This window comes from Leclercia tamurae (assembly GCF_025566055.1).
In the GTDB taxonomy this organism is placed as follows: Bacteria; Pseudomonadota; Gammaproteobacteria; order Enterobacterales; family Enterobacteriaceae; genus Enterobacter; species Enterobacter tamurae.
The window spans coordinates 25,604-41,211 of sequence record NZ_JAMHKS010000072.1; the positions used below are offsets into that span (position 1 = coordinate 25,604).

Consider the following 15,608-nt stretch of genomic DNA (forward strand, 5'->3'; position numbering starts at 1 on the left):
ATATCATTAGAGGGATTGGCGGTTTTGTAGGCCCGGTAAGCGCAGCGCCACCGGGCTATTAGCAGGTTTGATGCGTTTAATGCGCCCGGCTGTGGTTATCCTTGCGATAAGCGCCAGGCGGCTGGTTAAAGGTGCGGGTGAAGACGCGGGTAAAGGTCTGCTGGGAGTCAAAGCCGTAGCGCAGACAAATGTCGTAGACCTTTTCGTCCGATTCAAGCAGATCCCGCGCCGCCAGCCGCAACTTACGTTCCCGAATGTACCGCCCCAGGCTCTCGCCTTTATACTGCATAAACAGCCGCTGTAGGTGCCATTTGGAATAGCCCGCGTGACGGGCGATATCCTCGATCCGCAACGGCTGATGAAGGTTGTCGTCGATCCACTCGACAATGGTGTCGATAACCTGAGCGGAAATAGTCATGTTGCTCTCCCCCTCTGCTCTTCGATTAAACATTATTCCCACCACGCGCGAAATTGTTGCGTGGCATCATCCACTCTGAGCGGCTCACCGAGTTCCGGCGTCAGCAGGCGATACGCTTTATCCTTGCTGGCCTGCGACAGCTTGATCAGCGGGTCGTTCCAGGTATGTTTTGCCAGTACAAAGCGCCCGGAGTGACCCGGCACCACCGCCCTGGCGTTCAGATCTGCGGCGGCCTGCGCCGTTTCAGAAGGCTGCATGTGAATGTACTTCCAGTCCTGGTCGTACTGTCCGTTCTCCATGATCGCCAGATCGACGGCACCAAACTGTTCGCCGATGGCGTTAAAGTGCGGGCCGTAGCCAGAATCGCCGCTGTAAAACACCTTCTGCTGCGGGGTGACAAACATAAAGCTGCCCCACAGCGTCTGGTTGCGCTTCAGTCCGCGGCCGGAGAAATGGCGCGCCGGGAGAACGTGCACGGTCAGATCATCGCTGATGCGCACCGACTGATCCCAGTCCCGCTCCTCAATGATGGACGGCGCCATGCCCCAGTAGCGCAGATGCGATCCCACTCCGAGCGGCGTGACCACGCGCTTCACTTTCGGCAGCAGCGCCTTGATGGTGGCGTAATCGAGATGATCGTAGTGATCGTGGGAGATAATCAGCAGATCGATATCGGGCATCTCTTCAACATGCCACGGATACTCTCCGGCAAAGGCTTTGTTGAGGAAGGAGAAGGGGGCGGCATAGTTGCTGAACACCGGATCGATCAGAATACGTTTGCCCGCCAGCTGCAGATACCACGAGGAGTGGCCGAGCCAGACCAGAGTGTCCTGATCCAGCGGCAACTGGGCGAGATCGGTTTTTACCAGCGGCAGCGGCTGGGCCGGACGCGCGTTTTCACGTTTGGTCACCAGAAAATCCCACCAGGCCGCCAGCATGTTCTTGTTGCCGGTAAAGCCCGGCGTGGGCAGGGTGTTATGGAACTGTCCGTCGCGATACTGCGGCGAGGCGGCAAACTCATTCACCTGCGCACCCTGTGGCGGCTGGCCGAATCCGGCATTCAGTACGAACGGCAAACTCGCCGCTGCTGCAATAATCATCACTACCACCAGGCTAATAATAAAACGCTTTTTCATATCCCGACCCGAATTCGCGCCCCATCCGATGGCCTGCGCGGGCAAAACTTGATTATGAGTGAGTAAGCACTCATTATAGGAGTGATGCGAAAGTCGTCAAGACGTTTTAAGATCTTTGACATTCCGCGTTGCAGCCCCGCAAAGAGCATGATTCAATCAGGGTTTTTGCACATTAACTGGAGGAAATGCAGTGGCTCGTCCGAAAAGTGAAGATAAAAAACTGGCGTTGCTGGACGCGGCAACCACTGCGTTTGCCCAGTCGGGCATTGCGGCCTCTACCGCGTTAATCGCCCGCAGCGCAGGGGTGGCTGAAGGTACCCTGTTTCGCTATTTCGCCACCAAAGACGATCTGCTCAACGCCCTCTACCTGCACCTGAAACAGGATCTGTGCCAGACCATGCTGGCGAATATGGACAGGGCACTCACCCAGCCGAAAGAGCATACCCGCAATATCTGGAACAGCTACGTTGACTGGGGTATCCGCAACCCGGTGGCACACGGCGCGATCCGCCAGCTCGGGGTGAGCGAGAAGATCAACGCTGAAACCGAACAGGCGGTGCACGAGATGTTCCCGGAGCTGCATGAACTCTGCCGTCGTTCGATTCGTCCGGTGTTTATGTCTGAAGAATTTCGTCTGTTTGGCGATGCCCTGTTTTTATCGCTGGCAGAGACAACGATGTCCTTCGCCACCCGCGAACCGGCGCGCGCCGCTGAATTCAAGGCGCTGGGTTTTGAAGCCATGTGGCGAGCCCTGGCCGAAGAGGATAGCCATGGACAGTAAAGCACTTACCGCCTGCGCGCAGAAAGTGGCGCTGGAGCTGCCGTTTACCGAGCACTGCTGGCCGTTTGGCCCGGAATACGAGGTGTTTAAGGTAAGCGGCAAGATATTTATGTTGATGGGCAAGGCGCACGGGCGTCTGCACGTCAGCCTGAAGTCCGATCCGCAAAAATCGCTGCTCAATCAGCAGATCTACCAGGGAATTGAGCCTGGCTATCACCTGAATAAAAAGCACTGGATCTCGATTTACGCCGCAGAGGATATTACCCCGGCGCTGATAGCCGATCTGGTCAATGATTCGTGGCATCTGGTGGTAGATAAGCTGCCGAAAAAAGAGCAAAAAAAGTTACGCCCCGGCGGTTAAACGCCCGTAATGCCCTTACCTTTGCCCCCTTCCCTTTGTATTATTTTCCCTTTTGCACTGAACCCCAGGAGTCGTAATGGATATCATCTCTGTTGCCTTGAAGCGTCACTCAACCAAGGCCTTTGACCCGAGTAAAAAACTGACTGCCGACCAGGCAGAACAGATTAAAACCCTGCTGCAATACAGCCCGTCCAGCACCAACTCGCAGCCATGGCACTTTATCGTCGCCAGCACCGAAGAAGGCAAAGCGCGCGTAGCGAAATCCGCAGCCGGTGGTTTTGTCTTTAACGAACGTAAAATGCTGGATGCGTCTCACGTGGTGGTGTTCTGCGCGAAAACCGCGATGGACGATGCGTGGCTGACCCGCGTGGTGGATCAGGAAGAGGCCGACGGCCGTTTCAACACCCCGGAAGCGAAAGCCGCCAACCACAAAGGCCGTACCTTCTTCGCCGATCTGCACCGTGTGGATCTGAAAGATGACGACCAGTGGATGGCGAAACAGGTTTACCTCAACGTCGGCAACTTCCTGCTGGGCGTGGGCGCCATGGGCCTGGACGCGGTGCCGATTGAAGGCTTCGACGCGGCGGTCCTCGACGAAGAGTTTGGTCTGAAAGAGAAAGGCTTTACCAGCCTGGTGGTGGTGCCGGTTGGGCATCACAGCGTGGAAGATTTTAACGCCACGCTGCCGAAATCACGCCTGCCGCTGAGCACGGTTGTGACTGAGTGCTAATGCAAACGGGCCGCGAATAGCGGCCCGTTACTTTTTACTGATAACCAGTCTGCGATGCGGATGCACATCACAATCGTATCCCCAGGCGAACGCAATCCAGCGCTCTTCCAGTTCAGCGTATGAATTAACTGGCGTTAAGTGCCACTCTTCTCCTACCGTACCGTCCGCCACGCTGATCTGATAATTCATAGTAAACGCCCAGTCGATCATCCGTAGCCAAAAGCGCTGACCATCGCCGGTTTGCTCGCTATCTGACACCACGACATTGTATTCGCTCAGGAGCCACTGGAAAAAGAATTGCGGAAAACCGCTCACCACAGATTGATGAAGAGTACGCGGGGTACGCCAGACCATCACCTGCGTGGCAGCACCGTGGGGGAAGGTAATCTCGTTGTGAAATTCCAGCTTAACGGCATATGCCGTGTAAGGTTTTCCCTCGTCAGTGGTTACAATCCGATACTCGTCGCTGTAAAGCGATTTTAAAAGACGGTAGCCCACAGGCAATACAAAGCCCGGCAGATGAAAATCCGCAGTACCGCGCGCAAGGAAAGCTTCGGTATGTTCAACGTTTCGGGAGACGAGTCCCAACTTGTGGCTGAAGTCAGCAGAATCAATCATCAATGGCGACATCAGGTTGTTTCTCATCGCGTAATTATAGTCCACTTCGTTACTCATCGAAATGATGAAAATTCAGTGGGTTGTATAACGTTGGATTGTACTCAATAAAGCGTAATCTGCGGATGCTTAACGCCGCACACCAACGCATAGCGCGTTAAGGTATCCAGACTTGCCCGGGTAATATTGGCTTCCATTCGGGATACCGTTGGTGCGCTAACCCCCATTAGCTCCGCCACCTGAGCACGCGTCAGCCCGGCCTGTTTACGCCACTGCGCCAGCATCTCACGCAGACGCTCCTTGCGTTCTTCGGCATCAAAGGCAGCCTGCACGTCTGAATCGCCTAACAGCTCTGCTCTTAATACATCCCAGTCAATAATCTTCTTGCTCATCCAACATCTCCTGTTGTCGTTTCAGTGCCAGACGGATTAGCGAGAGGATCTCCTCTCTGACTGCCTGGTGAACGATGAGTCTGAACACGTTTTTTCATCCCTGAAGATATTAGCATGTAAGGCAATTTGCATTAAAGGCTAATTTTGCCTTTCGTGATTTACCTTACACGCTTTATCCGGATCAGGCCGAAATCGCATCCATTCCCTGAAAGCTTCTCGCAAAAATCTTACTTCGACCCATTTCCCCCATGCCAGATCCGCTCCGCATAACGGCCGATCCCCGCCAGCGACGCCGCCAGGATCAGGAAAAACAGCACCTTGTTCATCCCATCCCAGAAGTATTCGAAGTAGCGGGTATAGAGGTTGATCCCGAGAAACGTCAGGCCAAAACCGCGCAGCATGCCGTCGTCGGTTTTCAGGCTGATGTAAATACAGACTACCGCCGCCACGGCAAACAGCAGCGCCCACGGCAACAGCATCGCGCGGGAAGTGCCGTACCAATTATCGATATCGTAATTGCCAAAAATCGACATGATCCACAGGGCGACAAACAGATAGGTCAGCCCCATCGCTTTACTGGTGGTGTACAGATGGCGTTTACGCAGCATCCGGCGCAGCCACCAGCACAGGGCCAGCAGCGCGCCGCCGAAGAAGATAAAGCGCACCGGGTAGTTCATCCCCAGCCAGTAGGCGCCCCAGCCGGACATGTAGCCGGTCTCTGCGCCAAACCAGTTGCCGAGAGAGAGCAAAAAGAACAGCCACACCAGCCCCGAGCGGCCAACGAAACCCACCAGTCCGTAAACGGCGCAGCCTGCCAGGAACAGCGGCGCAATGTGGCCGCTGCCGGTATCCAGCCGTTCGCCCAACTGCCAGAGCGCGATGGCGGTGAAGAACACTCCAAGGAACAAAATCGCTTCGGTGCTGTAGTGCCACTGGTTTTCCCGCCGCTGGCGGCTGAATCCCCACAGATAAAACAGCACTGCGGCCAGCGCAGGCAGTCCGATGCGGGCGAGGGAGGAGAAGGCGAAGAAGTCGATAATCCGCGCCATCAGTTCGCTGTCGGCAAACAGGCTGCCGATGGCGATGATGACGCAGGCGATTGCCGTCCAGAAGGCGTAGCGGCTGAGCCGCTGCCAGTCCATGGCGACGCGTTTTAAGCTTCCGGCCAGACGCTGATGTTCGTCGGGAGTTAATGCCCCCTCCTGTTGCCATTCGGCGAGGGCGCGGCGCAGGAGGCGTTCCTGTTTGCGGGTGACGTTCATTTGGCCTGCTCCGTTAACCACGCCAGCGCGCGCTCGCCCTCGTCATCCACCGGGAGATAAACCAGCAGGCGCGAGCCGTTGCGCGGGGCGGAGTACCAGTACATCTGCTGGAGATGAATATCCCCCAGTTCGGGATGGGTAAAGAGCTTGAGCTGGTTTTCCACACCGCGCACGTCGTTACGCTGGTGCCACAGGGCTTCAAACTCCTCAGAGACGGCAAAAAAGCGCGCCAGTTTTGCCTCCCACTGCGGGTCGCCCCGGTGCTCGGCCATCGCTGCGCGGAAGTAGGAGACAAAAATCGCCAGCACATCATCACGTCTGCCAAGCCGGGCGCGCCACGCCGGATGGGTGAGATAAAGGTAGATACAGTTGCGGTCCTCCGGCGGGATGTCGTTAAAGTCGACGCCCATCAGATGGCAGAAGCTGTCATTCCACGCCACGATATCGAAATTCGGCTTCTGAATGCTGGCGGGTTTCGGCATCAGGGTATCGAGCAGACGGCGGGTGCCTTCGCTGATCCCCTCGCAGCACACCGCCTGGGGCGCTTCACCCGGCGGCAGTCCGGCCAGCACAAACAGGTGTCGGGCTTCGGTCGGAGTACACTGCAGCGCTTTCGCCACGGCCGCCATCACCGCGCTGGACGGATTGACGTCCCTGCCCTGCTCCAGCCAGGTGTACCAGGTCACCCCCACGTCGGCCAGCATCGCCACCTCTTCCCGGCGCAGTCCCGGGGTGCGGCGGCGGCCGCTGCGTGGCAGGCCCAGACGCTGGGGATCGAGACTTTCTCGCCGGGCGCGTAAAAATGCGCCGAGCTGTTTACGGGTGTCATCCTGGAGTGAGGTGACGGGTTCAGATATCAGCGCCATAGTGCCCCCTGCATGGTAGTGCCAGTACCAGTATAAGCAAGAACTGGTACCCGTTTATCAGATGGTTGATGCTACGACGCTACGCTGTTTGACGCAATGGAGTCACCATGAATACGTCAGTTGTTTCACCGGGCCGGGCAGGCCTGATATTGCTGTTAACCGGCCAGATGCTGCCGCTGATTGATACCTCAATCACCAACGTGGCGCTGGACTCCATCACCCACTCCCTGCATGCCACCGCCACCGAGCTGGAGCTGATAGTCGCTCTGTATGGCGTGGCCTTTGCCGTCTGCCTGGCGCTCGGCAGTAAGCTGGGGGATAACCTCGGCCGCCGCCGTCTGTTTATGTGGGGCGTAGCGAGCTTTGGCCTGGCCTCATTGCTGTGCGGGATGGCGGGCAATATCGAGCAGCTGCTGGCCGCGCGCATCGTTCAGGGTGCGGGCGCAGCGCTGATCATGCCGCAAATTCTCGCCACCCTGCACGTGACGCTGAAAGGCACCGCCCATGCCAAAGCCATCAGCCTGTTTGGCGGCATCGGCGGAATTGCCTTTATCGTCGGGCAGATGGGTGGCGGCTGGCTGGTGTCGGCGGATATCGCCGGGCTGGGCTGGCGTAACGCCTTCTTTATCAATGTGCCGATCTGCCTGCTGGTGCTGGCCCTGAGCCGTCGCTACGTGCCGGAAACCCGCCGCGACACGCCGTCGCGCATCGACTGGCCGGGCACCGCGCTACTGGCGGCAATCCTCTGCTGCCTGCTGTTCCCGATGGCGCTGGGGCCGCAGTGGCACTGGTCCTGGCCGCTGAAGGCGGCGCTGATTGCCATTATTCCGCTGGCGTATTTGATGGCGCTGAATGCGCGTAAAAAAGAGCGCGAAGGCGCCCACCCGCTGATCCCGCCGCGGCTGATGCAGCTCGGCAGCATCCGCTTTGGCATCCTGATTGCGCTGCTCTTTTTCAGCGTCTGGTCCGGGTTTATGTTCTGTATGGCGCTGACCATGCAGACCGGTCTGGGGATGGCACCCTGGCAGTCCGGCAACAGCTTTATCGCCCTCGGCGTGACCTATTTTATCTCGGCGTGGTTTGCCCCGCGCCTGATTGCCCGCTACCGCACCAGCACCATTTTGCTCACCGGGCTTGCAATCCAGATAAGCGGCCTGCTGGCGCTGATCGCTACCTTCCGCATCTGGGGGCTGGAGAACACCGCCCTGACCCTCGCCCCGGCCACCGGGCTGGTGGGCTACGGCCAGGCGCTGATTGTGAACAGCTTCTACCGCATCGGGATGCGCGATATTCAGCCTGACGATGCCGGGGCCGCCAGCGCCATTCTTAGCACCCTGCAACAGGCGGCGCTCGGCCTCGGCCCGGCGATCTTCGGTGCGATTTTGCTCCACGCCCTGCACAGCCATCACGGGGATTACGCAGAGGCGATCAACCTCTTCCTGGTGGTGGAAACCGTCATGATGATCGTCCTGGCGCTGGCCACCCTGCGGCTGCGCCATCGCCTGTGCCTGCCGGTGGTGAAGCCCTGCCAGGCGGTAAAATAGGCCTGGCGAATTTGCATAATAGATCCGCAGCCGCCATTATGGCGGCTGCTTTAATACAGGAGACGTTATGCAGGAGTTCATTTCCCTGATCGAAGAGACAGGTATTGAAATTAATCACACCACCTCCCTCGCGATCATTTTTGGCATTATTTTTCTTACTGCACTGATTATTCATTTCATTCTGCACAAAATGGTGCTGCGGGCTTTTGAGAAACGCGCCCAGGCCAGCAGCCATTTATGGCTGCAAATCATTACCCAGAATAAGTTATTTCACCGTCTGGCCTTTACCCTGCAGGGGATAATCGTCAACGTTCAGGCGGTATTGTGGCTGCAAAAAGGCAGCGACGCGGCGGAAATACTCACTACCTGCGCGAAGCTGTGGGTGATGGTGTACGCCCTGCTGGCCTTCTTCTCGCTGCTGGACGTGATTTTCAATCTGTCGCAAAAGATGGCCACCGCCTCGCAATTGCCGCTGAAGGGGATCTTCCAGGGCATCAAGCTGGTGAGCGCCATTCTGGTGGGCATTCTTATTATCTCCCTGCTGATCGGCCAGTCCCCCGCTATTCTGATTAGCGGCCTCGGCGCGATGGCCGCGGTATTAATGCTGGTGTTTAAAGATCCGATCCTCGGGCTGGTGGCGGGCATTCAGCTCTCGGCCAACGATATGCTCAAGCTCGGCGACTGGCTGGAGATGCCGAAATATGGTGCTAACGGCACGGTGACCGATATCGGCCTGACCACCGTTAAGGTGCGGAACTTTGATAACACCATCACCACCATTCCGACCTGGGCGCTGGTCTCCGACGCCTTTATCAACTGGAGCGGGATGTCAGCCTCAGGCGGGCGGCGGATTAAGCGCAGCCTGAATATTGATACCACCAGCATCCATTTTCTCGACGAACAGGAGCAGCAGCAGCTGATTCAGGCGAAGCTGCTTAAGCCCTATATGGCGACGCGCCACGAGGAAATTACGCTGTGGAATCAGGAGAATGGCGAAGGGGAATCGGTGCTCAATCTGCGCAAGATGACCAATATTGGCACCTTCCGCGCCTACCTGAATGAATATCTGCGCAACCATCCGCGTATTCGCCAGGATATGACCCTGATGGTGCGGCAATTAGCCCCGGACGCCAACGGGCTGCCGATGGAAATATATGCGTTTACCAACACCGTAATCTGGGCGGAATATGAGGCGATTCAGGCCGATATTTTCGATCACATCTTCGCCGTGATCGATGAATTTGGTCTGCGCATTCACCAGACGCCGACCGGGAACGATATTCGCTCCCTGGCCGGGGTCCTGGCGAAATAACTCAGGTACTGGCGCGGGAAATAAAGTGCCAGTTCATCATTACCCGCTCGGTGGGCGCATCGGGATTGTCGATTTTATTCAGCAGCAGATCGACCGCCTTGCGCCCGATATCCCGCGACGGCTGCTCGATGGTGCTGAGCTGCGGGGAGACCATCTCCGACAGCTCGGTGCCGTCGAACCCGACCACCGCGATATCCTGCGGCACGCGTAACCCGGCCTTCTCGATAGCGCGTAACGCTCCCGCCGCCAGGGTGTCAGACACCGCAAACACCGCATCCGGGCGCGGTTCAGCCGCCAGCAGTCTGGTCATCGCCGCCATCCCGGCCGCCGCGCTGAGATCGCTGGCGTACTCAATGGCCTGATACGTCAGATCCCGCAGGTGCAGGACGCTTTTGTAGCCCCGCTCGCGCAGACGGGCATATTTGTAGCTCAGGTCGTGGTTGATCAGCGCAATGCGCTGGCGTCCGCCGTCGGCCAGGCGGCTGACCACATGCTGGGAGGCGTCGACATCGTTGATCCCGACGCAGGAGACCGCCCCGGCATCGGCGTATTCGGCGCACTGCACCCAGGGCGCATCGCCAATCAGCGCCGCCAGTTCGGTGAGGCGGGTAAAGGCATCCATAGTGATAATGCCATCGACCATTTTGCCGGTCAGCAGGCTGAGCCCTGAGCGGGAGCGCTCAATATCGGAGCCGGAGTTGCACAGCAGAATGCGGTAGCCGTTTTTCTCTGCCTGCTCCTCAATACCCTTTACCACTTCGGCGCAGAACGGGTTGGCGATGTTGGAGACCATCACCAGGATCATATAGCTGCGCGAGGTGCGCAGTTGACGAGCGAGAAGATTGGGCTGGTAGTTAGCCTCTTTAATCGCCTGCAAGACGCGATCGCGGTTTTTGGCTTTGACGGTATCGCTGTTATTCAGCACGCGCGATACCGTCGCCACCGAGACGCCCGCCAGTTGGGCGATTTTCTGAATTGACATAGCGACGAGTGATCCTGCAGTTAGCGTTTGCAGCAGGCTACCATAAATTTGCTGCCCGGCGTACCGGGCAGCCTGTTACTGCGCGACACTGACCCAGCGCTGCTGCTGATGGCTTTTTACTATCGCGTCAATGATATACATCACGTTCGCCCCGTCATGGAAGGTGGCGAACAGCGGTTTTTCCGGCATGGCACCCGCCTGCACCGCGCGATAAAACTGCGCCATCATGTTCTTAAAGGCGTCCGGCCAGCCCTCGATATGACCACCCGGGAAGTGGGCGCTGTCGGCCACGTCGCGGTTCATCAGGCCCGGATCGTCCGTTAGAGTCTGATTGGCCAGGGCGCGATGCCCAACCCAAAGCTGCTGGGGCACCTCCTGATCCCAGGCCACGGATCCTTCGCTGCCGTTGACCTCGAGGCTGAGGCGGTTTTTCCGTCCGGCGCTGACCTGCGAGACGGTAAAGCTGCCTTTGCTGCCGTCGTCGAAGCGGAACAGCACCGAGCCGAAATCCTCGGTGGTGACGGGCTTGTCTTCATACACCGCATCGCCCGCCTGGCTGAAGGTCTGGTTCCCGGCCACGTTGGCCTTGCGGGTCGGCCAGACGATAGACAGATCGGCCATCACCTCGGTGATGCGCCGTCCGGTCAGGAACTGAATGGTGTCGCACCAGTGGGAACCGATGTCCGCCACCGCGCGAGACGCTCCCCCGAGGGCCGCGTCGACCCGCCAGTTGTAATCCGTTTCCAGCAGCATCCAGTCCTGCAGATAACTGCCGTGGGCAGCAAACAGTCGCCCCAGCGTGCCCGCCTCTACCATGCTCGCCGCCTGGCGCACCATTGCAAACTGGCGATAGACAAAGCTCACGCCGTGCACCACGCCCGCCTGCTCCGCCAGGGCCACCAGTTCCCGCGCCTCGTCCGGGGTCATGCACAGCGGTTTTTCCGAGAAGACATGCTTCCCGGCGCGCAGGATCTGGCGGTTGATCTCCGCATGCAGATGATTTGGCGTGCAGTTGTGCACCACGTGCAGATCCGGGTGGGCCAGCAGGGCGTCCACGTTGCCATAGGCGTAAGGAATGTTCAGCGCCCGGGCTTTCTCTTCGGCCTGCGCCTGAGAGCCGTCGCACAGGGCGACGACCTGCACAAAGCCGAGACGGCGCAGGGCTTCGATATGCGCCGGGCCGATAAAACCGCTGCCGATGATGCCGACGTTAATCATGAAGTTCTCCTGCGGCGAAATCGTCAAATGCCCGATCGGAAACCGGAATAATGTGGCGGGAGATAAACTCGCGCCCTTCCCGCGCCCCGGTGTCGCCGTCCTTCAGGCAACATTCCCACTCCAGCACTGCCCAGCCGTCGTAGTCATACTGGGTCAGCTTGCTGAAGATGCCCTTGAAGTCGATCTGCCCGTCACCCGGGGAGCGGAAGCGTCCGGCCCGGTTGATCCAGCTCTGGTACCCGCCATACACCCCGCTGCGCCCGTTGGGACGGTACTCGGCATCCTTGACATGGAACGCCTTGATGCGGGTGTGGTAGTGGTCGATGAAGGTCAGATAATCCATCTGCTGCAACAGCAGGTGGCTCGGATCGTAGAGGATATTGCAGCGCGGATGGTTGTCCAGAAGCTGAAGGAAACGTTCGAAGGTGACCCCGTCGTGCAGATCTTCGCCAGGGTGGATCTCATAGCAGACATTCACCCCCTGCTCGTCGAAGGCGTCCAGAATCGGCCGCCAGCGACGGGCCAGTTCATTGAAGGCCGCTTCAAAGCGCGCCTCGTTATGCGGCGGCCAGGGGTACATGAACGGCCAGGCCAGCGATCCCGAGAAGGTGGCGTGGGCGGTTAACCCGAGCCGGGCCGAGGCCACCGCCGCTTTTGTCACGATATCGGTAGCCCACGCCTGGCGGGCGGCCGCGTTGCCGCGCACCGCATGTGGGGCAAAGTTATCAAACGCCTCGTCGTACGCCGGGTTAACGGCGATCAGCTGCCCTTCCAGATGGGTGGAGAGCTCGCTGATGACCAGCCCATGATTCGCCAGTTTGCCGCTGATCTCATCGCAGTAGGTCTGGCTCTCTACCGCCAGCTCCACGTCAAAAATCGCCTTATGATTGCAGGGAATTTGCAGCGCGTTGTAGCCCTTCTCCGCGGCCCAGCCTGCCAGCCCGTCGAGGGTGTTAAACGGCGGTTGCCCACCGATAAACTGCGACAGAAAAATTCCCGGGCCTTTAATCGTCCTCATACCACCTCCCAAAATTACGCCTTGTCATCTTCATATTTGAACGAGACAAGGAAAACGAGTGCAATCACAGCAGCAGCCACCGCCGGGATCCACCAGAATGTTACCCACGCCTCGGGCACGGGTTGCCCGGCCACCAGACGGTTGTAGAGCGCGCCAGAGATCTGCGAGCCCAGCAGCATGCCGATACCGTAAGTGAACATCACGATCATGCTCTGCGCCTGGCCTTTTACCTTTTCGCCCGCCACGCGGTCGGTGTAGATAAAGCCCACCACAAAGAAGAAGTCGTAGCAGACGCCGTGCAGCAGGATGCCGAGGTACAGCAGAATGCGGCCCTCTTCACTCACGCCCATGGCAAACATCGCGTAACGGACGAACCACGCCAGCATGCCGATCAGCAGCATGTACTTCACGCCCAGACGGCGGAACAGGAGCGGGATCACCAGCATAAAGAAGATTTCAGACATCTGGCCGAAGGACATGGCGGTACTGACGTCGGCAATACCGGCGTCCGCCAGATAGGAGGCGGTGTAAGCGTAGTAAGTGCCCAGCGGCACGGAGATCAGCATCGCGCACAGGCAGAAGATAAAGAAGTGACGCGTTTTCAGCAGGGCAAAGGCGTCGGCGCAGAACAGATCGCGCATCTGCACCGGCATCCCTTTGGCCGGCGCTGGCGTGTGCGGCAGCGTTAAGCTATAGAGCGCCAGCAGGACGGAGCTGGCCGCCGCCACGTGGAAGATGGTAACACTGGAGGCCACGCCGGTGACGCCGATAAAGATCCCGGCCACAATCCAGCCAATGGTGCCAAACACGCGAACCACCGGGAAGGTCTTGTCGACGTTCGCCAGGCTGTGGAAGGCGATGTTATTGGTCAGCGCCAGGGTTGGCATATAGCAGAGCGTGTAGCCGAACAGCAGGCCGATCAGCAGCGCGCCGTTTTCCGCGATCAATGCGCCCGGTACGAACCACAGGATCGCCGCCCCGGCGAGGTGCATCACCGCCATCACCTTTTGCGAGGCGAAGAAGCGGTCCACCAGCATGCCGAGGACGAACGGCGACAGAATCGAGGCGATCGGCCCGGCCGAGAAGGCGTCGCCGATCAGCAATGACATGTTGTGCTGGGTCATCACCAGACCGAGGGTCACCGACCAGCTACCCCAGATAAAAAATTGCAGGAACATCATCAGCGACAGGCGCGGCACCAGCATCCGGTGCTGCCCTATCACCTTTCCACTACTTTCAGTTGTTGACACCATGATCATCCCCACCCTTAAAAAGTAATCGATTACAAACCGTATCAAATGAAAAGTAATCGATTACAAAATAAAGATCCTGTGAGTTGATTGAGAAGTGCGAAGGGGGTCACGATAAAGATGAGGATCGGTGATGAGAGGCGCCGGGTGGCGGCTGCGCTTACCCGGCTTACGGTTCTGCTATGTGCTCGCATTTCTGCCGGGTGGCGGCTACGCCTTACCCGGCCTACGGGTTTTGTAGGCCCGTGCAAGCGAAGCGCCGCCGGGCATTGCAGTTTTCCAGGCCCGGTAAGCGCAGCGCCACCGGGCGAAAGGCGCACTACTTCTTGCGGGAGAGCTTAAACGCCGCAAACAGGAACACAATCCACACCGGCAACAGAATGGCCGAGGTGCGCATGCCGTCCATGGTGCACATCAGCACCAGGATCATCGCCAGGAAGGCGATACAGATGTAGTTCCCCGCCGGGTAGAGCAGCGCCTTGAACTGGGTCTCACGCCCTTTGCGACGCATCGCCGCGCGGAATCGCAGGTGCGCCAGGCAGATCATGATCCAGTTCAGCAGCAATGTCGCGACCACCAGCGCCATCAACAGGCCAAAGGCTTCGTGCGGCAGGAGGTAGTTGACCAGCACCACCAGGGAGGTGATGCCCCCGGAGAGCAGCAGGGAGTTGACCGGCACGCCGCGACGGCTGACGCGGGTTAAAAACTTCGGCGCGTTGCCCTGCACCGAGAGGCCAAACAGCATCCGGCTGTTGGAGTAGACGCCGCTGTTGTAGACCGACAGCGAGGCCACCAGAATGACAAAGTTGAGCGCCGAAGCCACCACGTTGCTGTTCAGATCGTGGAAAATCATCACAAACGGGCTGCTGTCGGACTTCACTTCCACCCACGGGTAGAGCGCCAGTAACACCACCAGCGAACCGATATAGAACAGCAGAATACGGTACACCACCTGGTTGACCGCTTTCGGGATACTTTTATGCGGATCCTGCGCTTCGGCGGCGGTAATGCCGATCAGCTCCAGCCCGCCAAAGGAAAACATGATCACCGCCAGCGACAGCACCAGCCCTTTCCAGCCGGTGGCGAGGAAGCCGCCGTGCTGCCAGAGGTTGTCGATGGTTGCCCGCTCACCGCCGTGTCCGGAGAACAGCAGCCACAGGCCAAAGCCGATCATGCCGATGATCGCCAGCACCTTGATTAAGGCAAACCAAAACTCGGTCTCACCGTACAGGCGTACATTCACAAGGTTAACGGCGTTAATGATGATGAAGAACACCGCCGCCCAGATCCAGGTCGGCACGTCCGGGAGCCAGTACTGCATATAGATGCCCGCGGCGGTCAGCTCTGCCATGCCTACCAGCACGAACATCACCCAGTAGTTCCAGCCGGAGAGGAAGCCGGCAAACGGGCCCCAGTATTTATAGGCAAAGTGGGCGAAGGAGCCGGACACCGGCTCTTCCACTACCATCTCGCCGAGCTGGCGCATGATCAGAAAAGCGATAATGCCCGCGATGGCATAACCCAGCAGCACGGCCGGGCCGGCCATCTGAATCGCAGGCCCAATACCGAGGAACAGCCCGGTGCCGATGGCGCCACCGAGGGCGATAAGTTGAATATGTCGGTTCTGTAAACCACGATGCAGCGTCGGTGTCTGTTCCGACGAGGCTTCAGCAACACCATTGCCTGAAGCGGATGACGCGTTTTTCACGTCTGACCCCTGTCT

Annotated in this window: 16 protein-coding genes; 5 read left to right on the forward strand and 11 right to left on the reverse strand. The window is 58.5% G+C overall.

What is annotated here, in order from left to right; all coding sequences use genetic code 11:
* Window positions 1-76 precede the first annotated feature (76 nt).
* Together M8318_RS10370 and M8318_RS10375 are read right to left on the reverse strand one after the other, a co-directional pair.
* On the reverse strand, window positions 77-418 hold the full coding sequence (locus M8318_RS10370; RefSeq protein ID WP_106992253.1) for a RamA family antibiotic efflux transcriptional regulator: 342 nt from the start codon (window positions 416-418) through the stop codon (window positions 77-79).
* Between the two features lie 32 nt (window positions 419-450).
* A complete protein-coding gene (locus M8318_RS10375; protein ID WP_262662418.1) occupies window positions 451-1,554 on the reverse strand; it encodes an MBL fold metallo-hydrolase in 1,104 nt (367 codons plus the stop codon).
* 190 nt (window positions 1,555-1,744) lie between these two features.
* Here M8318_RS10375 and M8318_RS10380 point away from each other — a divergent pair, with 190 nt between their 5' ends.
* The 3 genes from M8318_RS10380 (at window position 1,745) to nfsB (ending at window position 3,426) form a co-directional block, all read left to right on the forward strand.
* Window positions 1,745-2,335 (forward strand): TetR/AcrR family transcriptional regulator, encoded by a 591-nt coding sequence (locus M8318_RS10380; protein WP_262662419.1) that lies wholly within the window; start codon window positions 1,745-1,747, stop codon window positions 2,333-2,335.
* Window positions 2,325-2,696, forward strand: a complete 372-nt coding sequence (locus M8318_RS10385; RefSeq protein WP_262662420.1) for an MmcQ/YjbR family DNA-binding protein — start codon at window positions 2,325-2,327, stop codon at window positions 2,694-2,696. The genes M8318_RS10380 and M8318_RS10385 overlap by 11 nt, the downstream gene beginning before the upstream one ends.
* Before the next feature lie 76 nt (window positions 2,697-2,772).
* On the forward strand, window positions 2,773-3,426 hold the full coding sequence (nfsB, locus tag M8318_RS10390) for an oxygen-insensitive NAD(P)H nitroreductase (protein ID WP_262662421.1): 654 nt from the start codon (window positions 2,773-2,775) through the stop codon (window positions 3,424-3,426).
* Window positions 3,427-3,453: 27 nt separating this feature from the next.
* Here the strand turns inward: nfsB and M8318_RS10395 are convergent, their stop codons facing one another.
* The 4 genes from M8318_RS10395 to M8318_RS10410 all read right to left on the reverse strand — a co-directional run bounded on the left by M8318_RS10395 (window position 3,454) and on the right by M8318_RS10410 (window position 6,561).
* Window positions 3,454-4,056, reverse strand: a complete 603-nt coding sequence (locus M8318_RS10395; protein ID WP_262662703.1) for a hypothetical protein — start codon at window positions 4,054-4,056, stop codon at window positions 3,454-3,456.
* Between the two features lie 89 nt (window positions 4,057-4,145).
* Window positions 4,146-4,433, reverse strand: a complete 288-nt coding sequence (locus M8318_RS10400; RefSeq protein WP_262662422.1) for a helix-turn-helix domain-containing protein — start codon at window positions 4,431-4,433, stop codon at window positions 4,146-4,148.
* Between the two features lie 227 nt (window positions 4,434-4,660).
* The gene (locus M8318_RS10405; RefSeq protein ID WP_262662424.1) at window positions 4,661-5,695 is read right to left on the reverse strand and encodes a DUF2157 domain-containing protein; all 1,035 of its coding nucleotides are present in this window, start codon (window positions 5,693-5,695) and stop codon (window positions 4,661-4,663) included.
* On the reverse strand, window positions 5,692-6,561 hold the full coding sequence (locus tag M8318_RS10410; protein WP_262662425.1) for a helix-turn-helix transcriptional regulator: 870 nt from the start codon (window positions 6,559-6,561) through the stop codon (window positions 5,692-5,694). Before M8318_RS10410 ends, M8318_RS10405 begins: the two co-directional genes overlap by 4 nt.
* 107 nt (window positions 6,562-6,668) lie before the next feature.
* On the opposite strand from M8318_RS10410, the gene M8318_RS10415 reads away from it, so the two are divergent.
* On the forward strand, window positions 6,669-8,105 hold the full coding sequence (locus M8318_RS10415; protein WP_262662427.1) for an MFS transporter: 1,437 nt from the start codon (window positions 6,669-6,671) through the stop codon (window positions 8,103-8,105).
* Between the two features lie 67 nt (window positions 8,106-8,172).
* Window positions 8,173-9,417, forward strand: coding sequence for a mechanosensitive ion channel family protein (locus tag M8318_RS10420; protein ID WP_262662429.1), 1,245 nt, complete (start codon window positions 8,173-8,175; stop codon window positions 9,415-9,417).
* Window position 9,418: 1 nt separating this feature from the next.
* Here M8318_RS10420 and M8318_RS10425 read toward each other — a convergent pair whose 3' ends face one another.
* The 5 genes from M8318_RS10425 to pheP all read right to left on the reverse strand — a co-directional run bounded on the left by M8318_RS10425 (window position 9,419) and on the right by pheP (window position 15,593).
* On the reverse strand, window positions 9,419-10,399 hold the full coding sequence (locus tag M8318_RS10425) for a LacI family DNA-binding transcriptional regulator (protein ID WP_262662431.1): 981 nt from the start codon (window positions 10,397-10,399) through the stop codon (window positions 9,419-9,421).
* Between the two features lie 75 nt (window positions 10,400-10,474).
* Window positions 10,475-11,617 carry a Gfo/Idh/MocA family protein gene (locus tag M8318_RS10430; protein ID WP_262662433.1) on the reverse strand — a complete coding sequence of 381 codons (1,143 nt, stop codon included), beginning with the start codon at window positions 11,615-11,617 and terminating at the stop codon, window positions 10,475-10,477.
* Entirely contained in the window at window positions 11,610-12,635 is a 1,026-nt protein-coding gene (locus tag M8318_RS10435) for a sugar phosphate isomerase/epimerase family protein (RefSeq protein ID WP_262662435.1), read from the reverse strand. Before M8318_RS10435 ends, M8318_RS10430 begins: the two co-directional genes overlap by 8 nt.
* Before the next feature lie 14 nt (window positions 12,636-12,649).
* Window positions 12,650-13,888 (reverse strand): MFS transporter, encoded by a 1,239-nt coding sequence (locus M8318_RS10440; protein WP_262662437.1) that lies wholly within the window; start codon window positions 13,886-13,888, stop codon window positions 12,650-12,652.
* Between the two features lie 316 nt (window positions 13,889-14,204).
* Window positions 14,205-15,593 (reverse strand): phenylalanine transporter, encoded by a 1,389-nt coding sequence (gene pheP, locus M8318_RS10445; protein WP_262662438.1) that lies wholly within the window; start codon window positions 15,591-15,593, stop codon window positions 14,205-14,207.
* Window positions 15,594-15,608: the final 15 nt, after the last annotated feature.

What these genes read in the sequence shown, in the direction of transcription:
- M8318_RS10415 (WP_262662427.1), top strand. Translation starts at nt 6,669, where the DNA reads ATGAATACGTCAGTTGTTTCACCGGGCCGGGCAGGCCTGATATTGCTG.
- M8318_RS10440 (WP_262662437.1), bottom strand. Translation starts at nt 13,888, where the DNA reads ATGGTGTCAACAACTGAAAGTAGTGGAAAGGTGATAGGGCAGCACCGG.
- M8318_RS10400 (WP_262662422.1), bottom strand. Translation starts at nt 4,433, where the DNA reads ATGAGCAAGAAGATTATTGACTGGGATGTATTAAGAGCAGAGCTGTTA.
- nfsB (WP_262662421.1), top strand. Translation starts at nt 2,773, where the DNA reads ATGGATATCATCTCTGTTGCCTTGAAGCGTCACTCAACCAAGGCCTTT.
- M8318_RS10370 (WP_106992253.1), bottom strand. Translation starts at nt 418, where the DNA reads ATGACTATTTCCGCTCAGGTTATCGACACCATTGTCGAGTGGATCGAC.
- M8318_RS10375 (WP_262662418.1), bottom strand. Translation starts at nt 1,554, where the DNA reads ATGAAAAAGCGTTTTATTATTAGCCTGGTGGTAGTGATGATTATTGCA.
- M8318_RS10435 (WP_262662435.1), bottom strand. Translation starts at nt 12,635, where the DNA reads ATGAGGACGATTAAAGGCCCGGGAATTTTTCTGTCGCAGTTTATCGGT.
- M8318_RS10385 (WP_262662420.1), top strand. Translation starts at nt 2,325, where the DNA reads ATGGACAGTAAAGCACTTACCGCCTGCGCGCAGAAAGTGGCGCTGGAG.
- M8318_RS10405 (WP_262662424.1), bottom strand. Translation starts at nt 5,695, where the DNA reads ATGAACGTCACCCGCAAACAGGAACGCCTCCTGCGCCGCGCCCTCGCC.
- M8318_RS10395 (WP_262662703.1), bottom strand. Translation starts at nt 4,056, where the DNA reads ATGTCGCCATTGATGATTGATTCTGCTGACTTCAGCCACAAGTTGGGA.
- M8318_RS10410 (WP_262662425.1), bottom strand. Translation starts at nt 6,561, where the DNA reads ATGGCGCTGATATCTGAACCCGTCACCTCACTCCAGGATGACACCCGT.
- M8318_RS10430 (WP_262662433.1), bottom strand. Translation starts at nt 11,617, where the DNA reads ATGATTAACGTCGGCATCATCGGCAGCGGTTTTATCGGCCCGGCGCAT.
- M8318_RS10420 (WP_262662429.1), top strand. Translation starts at nt 8,173, where the DNA reads ATGCAGGAGTTCATTTCCCTGATCGAAGAGACAGGTATTGAAATTAAT.
- M8318_RS10425 (WP_262662431.1), bottom strand. Translation starts at nt 10,399, where the DNA reads ATGTCAATTCAGAAAATCGCCCAACTGGCGGGCGTCTCGGTGGCGACG.